9 protein-coding genes and 1 pseudogene are annotated in these 7,435 nt (G+C 64.0%); 3 read left to right on the top strand and 7 right to left on the bottom strand.

Annotated features, from left to right (window positions below):
- Window positions 1-710 precede the first annotated feature (710 nt).
- Together A9J21_RS13960 and A9J21_RS13955 are read left to right on the top strand one after the other, a co-directional pair.
- Window positions 711-995, top strand: coding sequence for a hypothetical protein (locus A9J21_RS13960; protein ID WP_066736525.1), 285 nt, complete (start codon window positions 711-713; stop codon window positions 993-995).
- Window positions 996-1,126: 131 nt separating this feature from the next.
- A complete protein-coding gene (locus A9J21_RS13955) occupies window positions 1,127-1,369 on the top strand; it encodes a hypothetical protein (RefSeq protein WP_066736537.1) in 243 nt (80 codons plus the stop codon).
- Window positions 1,370-1,619: 250 nt separating this feature from the next.
- Here A9J21_RS13955 and A9J21_RS13950 read toward each other — a convergent pair.
- The 7 genes and pseudogenes from A9J21_RS13950 to A9J21_RS13920 form a co-directional block, all read right to left on the bottom strand.
- Window positions 1,620-2,814 (bottom strand): annotated as a pseudogene (locus tag A9J21_RS13950) (MFS transporter).
- 17 nt (window positions 2,815-2,831) lie between these two features.
- Window positions 2,832-3,596 carry an arsenical resistance protein ArsH gene (arsH, locus tag A9J21_RS13945; RefSeq protein WP_066736531.1) on the bottom strand — a complete coding sequence of 255 codons (765 nt, stop codon included), beginning with the start codon at window positions 3,594-3,596 and terminating at the stop codon, window positions 2,832-2,834.
- Window positions 3,593-4,015 carry an arsenate reductase (glutaredoxin) gene (arsC, locus tag A9J21_RS13940; RefSeq protein ID WP_066736530.1) on the bottom strand — a complete coding sequence of 141 codons (423 nt, stop codon included), beginning with the start codon at window positions 4,013-4,015 and terminating at the stop codon, window positions 3,593-3,595. Before arsC ends, arsH begins: the two co-directional genes overlap by 4 nt.
- Before the next feature lie 8 nt (window positions 4,016-4,023).
- Window positions 4,024-5,088 carry an ACR3 family arsenite efflux transporter gene (arsB, locus tag A9J21_RS13935; protein WP_066736529.1) on the bottom strand — a complete coding sequence of 355 codons (1,065 nt, stop codon included), beginning with the start codon at window positions 5,086-5,088 and terminating at the stop codon, window positions 4,024-4,026.
- Complete coding sequence (locus tag A9J21_RS13930; RefSeq protein WP_066736528.1) at window positions 5,085-5,597, bottom strand: arsenate reductase ArsC; 513 nt, start codon at window positions 5,595-5,597, stop codon at window positions 5,085-5,087. The genes arsB and A9J21_RS13930 overlap by 4 nt, the downstream gene beginning before the upstream one ends.
- 86 nt (window positions 5,598-5,683) lie before the next feature.
- Entirely contained in the window at window positions 5,684-6,172 is a 489-nt protein-coding gene (locus A9J21_RS13925) for an ArsI/CadI family heavy metal resistance metalloenzyme (protein WP_066736527.1), read from the bottom strand.
- A gap of 3 nt (window positions 6,173-6,175) precedes the next feature.
- Window positions 6,176-6,505 carry a helix-turn-helix transcriptional regulator gene (locus A9J21_RS13920; protein ID WP_029051503.1) on the bottom strand — a complete coding sequence of 110 codons (330 nt, stop codon included), beginning with the start codon at window positions 6,503-6,505 and terminating at the stop codon, window positions 6,176-6,178.
- A 199-nt stretch (window positions 6,506-6,704) separates the two neighbouring features.
- Here A9J21_RS13920 and A9J21_RS13915 point away from each other — a divergent pair, with 199 nt between their 5' ends.
- Window positions 6,705-7,313 carry a transglutaminase family protein gene (locus tag A9J21_RS13915; protein ID WP_231906926.1) on the top strand — a complete coding sequence of 203 codons (609 nt, stop codon included), beginning with the start codon at window positions 6,705-6,707 and terminating at the stop codon, window positions 7,311-7,313.
- Window positions 7,314-7,435: the final 122 nt, after the last annotated feature.

Below are 7,435 nucleotides of genomic sequence, written 5' to 3'. Positions count from 1 at the left end.
CACCGGCCGGGATGCCGCCGATGTTCCATTTGCCGCGATATTCGGCAAGGTCGAGTCGGAGCGGCCCTACATCGAAATCGAGGCTCTGACCGATTCTGCCGCCGGCATTGGCATGCCGCTCGCCACAACACGCGCCATCTCGACCTGGTGATCCGGGCCCAGTAGCTGGCCGCCTTTCACGATTTCGGTTTCCATTGCCGCGTTCCATTCGTCGGTTCCCTTGGTTTCATCGATGGACGCTACGGGGACGCGTTCTAGCGGGATCTGCTGTGGCTCAGGCGCAGTCTTTCTGCCTGGGGCCGCCAGATCAGCGCCAAGAAGCCTGCAGCAGGCCCAGCAGCAGGTCGATGGCGAGACGGCCTCGCTGAACACCTGCGTGTTCGGCGCCACCATGCGACTCATAGGGGGTGCCCTGAATGAAGCGGTCCCCAAACGCGTGTGCCGTGCTGCACCTCATCGACGCAATAGCTATGCGCGGTCGTGTCTGCTGGATCGGGCAAAGAGCTACACCCCGGTGACGTTGATCGATGCGGCGGTTAGCCCGTGTCGCAAGAATTTGTTGAGACACTGTCATGCTGGACGGGAACATCGTCGAGGGATGTAGGCCGTTGTCCTACGTCGTCGTCCTAGGGCGGTCCAGGCCCAAAAATAAATGCTGGCCGTCGCGGACAATCAGCGTAGAGTGGGAGACGGCCCCTTGGGAGCATGACATGGACACTTATCCGGCAGCAAACAGCAAAGGCTTCGACATTTACCCGCTAGTCTACAAATACGATCCACCGCGTGAATGGCATGAACGAAGGCCGGACCGTAGCTACAGCGCTTCCGTAGTGATCTGTCGTGAGGGTATCGCGCCGACAGCCGACAGCGGGCGAGTCTTTCAAGTACCGGATGCACAGTGGGCCGATTTGGGTGTGGCCAAGCGCGCAGCGGTCCAGCACGGGGCGGACATCATCGAAGGACTTGTCAGGGGCGAATCGCTGGCGGGTATCTGATACGGGGATGCCGCTTGCCATGCGTACCCGAGCAGGGCGAGATGCTGAGCCGTTGCTGATCGAATGACGTGATCTGCTTGCCCAAGCGGCTATGCGAAAGGCTTTGCTTGCAAAGGAAGGAGTGAGACTCTATGTCGAGACAGCTCAAGAACAAGGCCGAATTGCGCGCCATGCTTCGTGCAGAACAGGCAAAGTTTTCGGAATGCGAAGGCGCCTGCTTTGGCGACGTGTTATGGCATTCCGCGGACGCAGGTGGTTGCAACTGGAGTCTGTCGACCATGGAAGGTGGCAACAGCGCTGCATGCCTGGAGGCGATCCGCCCGTTTGCGAATCGGCTGCGCGAACTGTACAACGTGCCGGACGAAGGGACCTAACGCGCTGCCCGCCATACGGTCAGAGAGTTATGACCCTGGGATGTCTCGCATCCCGAGCGGCAGGCTCGCCGGGATTTGGTGTTGATCGACAAATAGGGATATTCCGTGGTTCAGGCGGCGGGTTGGAAATGCCGCCATTTCCTCGAAGATCGAACGGCAGTTCATCGGCTATTCCCGCCAGCCAGCAACTGCGCTCCCGGAGGCGGGACACCGCCGCAAAGCGGTCGTTCGAAAGCAAGCGAACCGTGGCTTATGCAGCGGCGGCTGCCGTGCGCCTCTGTCCGTGCAGAAGAAATAGCGTGAGGATTGAGGCGAATCCAAGAGCCGACGACACCCAGAGCGCCCTAGCGCCCAAGGAATCGAGCAGCATGCCGAAGAGCCACGGCGCCATTGCTTGGGCGACGCGGGCCGGCACCATTAACAAGCCCTGACGGTGGCCATACCCGCCCGGCCGGAAAATAACCAGCGGCAGCGTGCCCTTGGCAATCGTGAGAATGCCGTTGCCCGCCCCGTGTAGGACGCCAAACAGGGCCGCCGCGGGCGCTCCGGCCACACCGAACGCCAATTAGCCAATGGGATGCAGCGCCGCCGCGATCCGCGCCGACAGCAAGGGGTGGACCTTGCGCAGCAGGCCGAACTCCAGGATCCGGGCACCGACTTGCGCCGGTCCGATCAGCGCACCCACCATCACGGCCATGGCCAACGACGCCCCACCCGCCTGCAGCAGCCGCGGAAGGTGTGCGGCCATCGCCGTGCTGATAAACCAGGTCGCCGCGAAAACGAAGGCCAGCGCATAGGAGGCCGTCCGCTGCGAACGCTCGTCACCCGGGTGCGGCCGATCACTACGCGTTGATGGCACGGCTTCGCTGGGCGCATTCGCTCCGGCTGCCATCCGCGGCATGCTCAGGTTCAGGGCCAGCCCAAGCGTGAGATGCAGCGCCGCCCAGGACAGGCAGGCACCGCGCCACCCGATGTGCGCCTCCATGTAGGTCGAGAGCGGCCAGCCGACCGTACTGGCGAAGCCGGCGATCAGCGTGATGCCGGTGATCGCGCCGCGCGAGCGGTTGCCATACAGCGCAACCAGCGTGGCGAACGCCGCTTCGTAGAGCCCGGCACCCATGCCGATGCCTCGGATCGCCCAGGCAGCGAAGAGGCCGACAGTCCCCCGTACCACGGCCGAGCCCGGCGAGGCCGAGGGCGAATAGCAGGCTTGTGGCCACGAGCACCAAGCGGCCGCCGGTTCGATCGATCATCTTCCCGGCGGCGGGTCCCAGCAGTGCCGATACCACCAGAGCGACGCTAAACGTAGCAAAGATCGTGGGCGTGGAAACGCCAAGATCTTTGGCCATGGGCGTTGCGAGCATGGCGGGCAGGTAGTCGGTCGAACCCCAGGCCAGCGTCTGGGCAATCCCCAGCCTGGCGATCACGCTACTGCTCGGCTCCATGGCCATCCCGTTCCTGGTTATTCCACTTCGTTGCTGTCGGTGTCGCCGGTCTGGGCCTCGTTCTCGTGCTGCATGGCCGCCGCTGCCAGCGCCGTCGCGTTGGGGGGCGCGGCTTCCTTGCGCTCGCTGTAGCGGTCCGTCAGGTAGTCGCTGCGGTCACGTACCAGCAGTGTGAACTTGACGAGCTCTTCCATGACGTCGACCACGCGGTCGTAGTAGGACGACGGCTTCATGCGGCCGTTGCCGTCGAACTCCTGGTACGCCTTGGCCACCGACGACTGGTTCGGAATCGTGATCATGCGCATCCATCGGCCCAGCACGCGCAGCGTGTTGACGGCGTTGAACGACTGCGAGCCGCCGCACACCTGCATGACGGCCAGCGTGCGGCCCTGGGTCGGGCGAATGCCGCCAATCTCCAGCGGGAGCCAGTCGATCTGGTTCTTGAAGACGGCCGTCACCGTGCCATGGCGCTCGGGGCTACACCAGACCTGGCCTTCCGACCACTCGGAGAGCTTGCGCAGTTCGACCACCTTGGGGTGATCAGCGGGCACGCTGTCCGCCATCGGCAGGTCGCGCGGGTCGAACACGCGGGTCTCCGCCCCGAAGTGCTGGAGAATCCGTTCGGCTTCCTGCACCAGCAGCCGGCTATAGGAAGTCTCGCGCAGCGAACCGTAGAGCAGCAGGATGCGCGGCGGGTGGGTGCTGACGCGTGGCGGTTCCAGCTTATAGAGCTCAGGCGTATCGAGCACCGCATGGACGATATTGGGAAGATCCGCGGTCATTGGATTCTCCGCCCTTGCGCGTCGATGACAGGCTCGCCGTCTTCCTTAGTGAAGGCGCCTTGCTGCGGCGCCGGCAGGATGTCCAGCACCAGCTCCGACGGCCGGCACAGCCGTACGCCCAACTCGGTGACGACGAAGGGCCGGTTGATCAGGAGCGGATGGGCCAGCATCGCGTCCAGCAATTGGCCATCGGTCATCGACGGGTCGGCGAGACCAAGCTCGGCATAGGGCGTGCCCTTCTCGCGGATGGCTTCGCGCACGGTAAGCCCGGCGTCGCGGATCATTGCCTGCAAGGTCTGCCGGTCGGGCGGCGTGCTCAGGTACTCGACGACGGTCGGCTCGATGCCGGCGTTGCGGATCATGGCGAGCGTGTTGCGCGATGTGCCGCAGGCGGGGTTGTGATAGATGGTGACGGTCATGGGGTATCTCAGTGCGATTCGTACCAGTGCTGCGAACGGTTGACCACGCCGACGACGAACAGCATCACGGGGACCTCGATCAGCACGCCGACGACGGTGGCGAGCGCCGCGCCCGACTGGAAACCGAACAGGCTGATGGCGGTGGCCACGGCCAGCTCGAAGAAGTTGCTTGCGCCGATCAGCGCCGATGGGCCCGCCACGCAGTGGGCGACGCCGAGCTTGCGATTGAGCAGGTAGGCCAGGCCGGAGTTCAGCAGGACCTGGATCAGGATCGGTACGGCCAGCAGCAGGATGATCAGCGGCTGCTCGACGATGGCATTGCCCTGGAAGCCGAACAGCAGCACCAGCGTCGCGAGCAGCGCGGTGATCGAGTAGGGCCCCAGCGCACCGACCACTCGCTTGTAGGTGGCTTCGCCTCGTGCCAGCAACGCCCTGCGGACGACCTGCGCGATCAGCACCGGCACCACAATGTAGAGCGCGACCGAAGTGATGAGCGTGTCCCACGGCACGGTGATCGACGACAGACCCAGGAGCAGCGCGACGACGGGCGCGAAGGCCACGACCATGATCGCGTCGTTGAGCGCCACCTGCGACAGCGTGAAGTAGGGGTCGCCCTTGCAGAGTTGCGACCAGACGAACACCATCGCTGTGCAGGGTGCCGCCGCCAGCAGGATCAGGCCGGCGATGTAGCTGTCGAGCTGCTCGGCGGGCAGCCAGCCAGCGAATAGATGGCGCACGAAGATCCAGCCCAGCAACGCCATCGAGAACGGCTTGACCAGCCAGTTCACGAACAACGTCACGCCGATGCCGCGCCAGTGTCCCGCGACCTGGCCCATGGCACCGAAATCGATCTTGATCAGCATCGGGATGATCATGATCCAGATCAGCACGCCGACCGGCAAGTTCACCTGTGCGACCTCCATGGCGCCAATGGCCTGAAATACCGGTGGCAGCCATTGGCCGAGCAGGATGCCCGCCGCGATGCAGAGCGCCACCCAGACGGTCAGGTAGCGCTCGAAGAAGCCAATGGCGCTGGGCTGCGCGGCCCCCGCGGCCCGCTGCGCGGTGCTCATTGCCCGGCCTCTACAGGCTGTTCGCCGATGGCGCGCATCTCCTTCTGGATGGCGTTATGGTCCAGTACGTGCAATGGCAGGTTCACGAACTGGCTGACGCGGGTCAGGATCTGACGAAAGACCTGGTCGAAGACCTTGCGCTTCTCTTCGTCCGAGCCCTGAATCGCGGCGGGGTCCATGAAGCCCCAATGTGCGGTGATGGGCGTGCCCGGCCAGATCGGGCAGACCTCGCCCGCGGCCTGGTCGCAGACGGTGATGACGAAGTCCATCCTGGGTGCGTCGGGCAGGGCGAACTCGTCCCAGCTCTTGCTGCGCAGCCCGGACGTGTCGTAGCCGATCGACTGGCAGCGCTCGATGGCAAAGGGATTGACCGTGCCGGAGGGCTGGCTGCCGGCGCTGTAGGCGTGAAAGCGTCCCTTGCCGAGGACATTGAACAGCGCTTCGGCCATGACGCTGCGGGCGGAGTTGCCGGTGCACAGCACCAGTACGTTGAAAGTCTTGTCGGACATGTTGGTCGTTGGGTGATTGGGCGACGTTCGGGCGAGCGGGTGCCTCCTCGTATGAGGCTCGATGGGGGAGGCGGGTTAGCGAGTACTCAGCAGCAGCCGGATTCCGGCGTGCAGCAGGCGGTCTTGGCGGATGGCTTCGGCGTGACGGTCACCGGGATTGGTACACAGCACGCGGCGGCTTCGGGGGTACGGTCACGCGATTCGCCATACGTCGGCGCACCGCCGAGCGTGTGGAACGACTCCCAGGCGATCCCCGTCGGGTCGACCGACCAATGCTTGTTCGAGGTTGCGTAGCAGCAGTTCGTCTCGGACTGGGACTGCATGGGCAGGTCGGCGCTGGCGAGGCGCGCCTGCATCTCGGCAAGCTCCGCGTCGGTCTCCACCTGGATGCCCAGATGGTCCACCCCCAGCTTCTCCGTGCGATTGGAGATCGCGAAGTTCACGCGCGGGTCGTCCAGAGCCCACTTGGCGTAGTCGTCGCGGACGACGATGGGTTCGGCAGCGAACAGGGCCGAGTAGTAGCGGATGCTGGCCCGCAGATCGGCCACGCTGACATGGACGTGGAAGCGCTTCATGGTTCAGGACTCCGTGGCGACGGAACAGGAGGACACCGGCGAACACGGATTGCCGCCACAGCAGTTCTCCGTGAGATAGCCCAGCAGGGCATTCATGGTCTCGAAGCGCGCCATGTAGATGATCGAGCGGCCCTCCTGGCGGCTGGCCAGCAGACCGGCGCGGTGTAATTCCTTGAGATGGAACGACAGCGAGGACGCCGGCATCTCCATCAGTTCGGCAATGCGGCCAGCCGGCAGGCCTTCGGGGCCGGCCTGCACGAGCAGGCGGAACACAGCCAGGCGGACGGCGTGGGCGAGCGCGGCAAGCGCTTCCAGGGCGTTATCGGTTTCCATGATTCGACTATAGTCGAATCATAAGAGCGTTGCAAGCGTACTGTTGTGACGGTCGGCCTCAGCAGGCGGCTCAGCCGGGTCAATATACGGCGTCTAGTTAGCGAGGTACGTGAGACAGCGAGCAACGTGTCCCGAGTAAAGAACAAGGGCCGCTTGGGAATTCGGTATGAGGCAGTGGTGGAGATCGAGCATCGGCTCGATGATGGCGAAACGCTATCGCAAGGTCGCGGTCGCCGACCTGCCATTCGAAGTGCTGCCCTACCTGTCCCCGAGCCGTTATTGCGAATCTGACCGCATGATGGAATTTGCGATGCGTGAGTTTCGCAGCATGCGGCAGGGCTACCCGCGCGTGTATGCGATACGGGAGTGGGTGCGCAACCATATGCGCTTTCTTTCGCGGTCGACCAACGAGCGGACGTCGGCGATCGATACTATCGTGGAGCGTACGGGGGTGTGCCGGGATTTCGCTCATTTGATGATCGCCATCTGTCGCGCGCTGAGCATCCGGGCCCGTATTTCCAGCAGCCTGGACTATGGCGCGGATCCGGCGATGGGGCCACCCGATTTCCATGCGGTGCTCGAGGTGTATCTCTCGAACGGCTGGTATTTGCTTGATCCGTCGGGGATGTCCATTCCGACCGGACTGCTGCGCATCGGCACCGGCCGGGATGCCGCCGATGTTCCCTTTGCCGCGATATTCGCCAAGGTCGGGTCGGAGCGGCCCTACATCGAAATCGAGGCTCTGACCGATTCTGCCGCCGGCATTGGCATGCCGCTCGCCACAACACGCGCCATCTCGACCTGGTGATCCGCGCTCAGTTGCTGGGCCGCCTTCCATGATCTCGGTTTCCATTGCAGCGTTCCATTCTTCGGTTCCATGGCTTCATCGACGAACGCCGCTGGGATGCGTTCCAGCGGGATCTGCCATGG

It is taken from the genome of Cupriavidus sp. D384 (assembly GCF_001652915.1).
Lineage (GTDB): Bacteria > Pseudomonadota > Gammaproteobacteria > Burkholderiales > Burkholderiaceae > Cupriavidus.
The sequence above is the reverse complement of the archived record's forward strand: the minus strand, read 5'-3'. Positions and strand labels throughout refer to the sequence as shown.